Source organism: Oleiphilus sp. HI0079 (assembly GCF_001635105.1).
In genome coordinates this window covers 1-805 of record NZ_LWFT01000921.1, presented here as the reverse complement: position 1 = coordinate 805, position 805 = coordinate 1, and the positions used below count along the sequence as shown (strand labels likewise).

The 805-nt window shown below is 50.8% G+C and carries 1 protein-coding gene; it reads left to right on the top strand.

Annotation, left to right across the window (positions count from 1 at the left end):
• Positions 1-85 precede the first annotated feature (85 nt).
• Positions 86-805 (top strand): ATP-binding cassette domain-containing protein (locus tag A3750_RS17005; RefSeq protein ID WP_156498674.1); only part of this gene is annotated, 720 nt, incomplete at its 3' end.

The following is an 805-nucleotide window of genomic DNA, read 5'->3' as shown; positions in this document are numbered from 1 at the left end:
TTGTGTTCGCATTCTTAGTGATCTGGAGTCTGGCGCAACTTCAGCAACGCGGACGCAAAGGCGCGGTCAGAGCGGGCACCAGCGCATGAGCATCAAAGTAGATATTTCTCTTCAGCGTGCGGATTTTGCTCTTCAGATCCAACGCGAGTTCAAGAATACGGGGTTAACTGGCGTCTTCGGGCCCTCAGGGTGCGGAAAAACATCACTACTTCGGTGCATCGCAGGATTAGAGCAGCCACTCGGTGAGATATCGGTAAACAAGCAAGTTTGGCAACGCTCTTCGAGCAATACATGGCTTGCCCCGGCAAAGCGGAATATTGCATACCTCTTTCAAGAAGCAAGACTGCTTCCTCATCTCAACATTGAAGACAACATCAGACTCAACCTTAAACTTCGTAAAGTACATAAGAGCGATCTCGATATTACCCGCGTGTTAGATGATTGCGGCCTTAGCCGCCTTCGAAGTCAGCGACCCGACACGCTTTCCGGCGGACAACGCCAACGGGCCTGCCTAGCGCGTGCGATTGTCTGTGAGCCGGATCTAATCTTGATGGACGAACCGCTGTCTGCATTAGATGCAACATCAAAACGCCAAATGCTGCGCCTAATTCAGCGCTTTAAGTCTAGCTCGAGTACGCCCATTTTTTACGTTTCACACTCAATCGATGAAATTGCACAACTCGCGGACGACATACTGCTTATGCAACAAGGAGAAGCCGCGTACCTTGGGCCAGCCTTACAAACATTTGCCGAACACAGCGCACTGTTCGATCAGGAGCAGCTTGCATCCGTATTTGAAGCCACA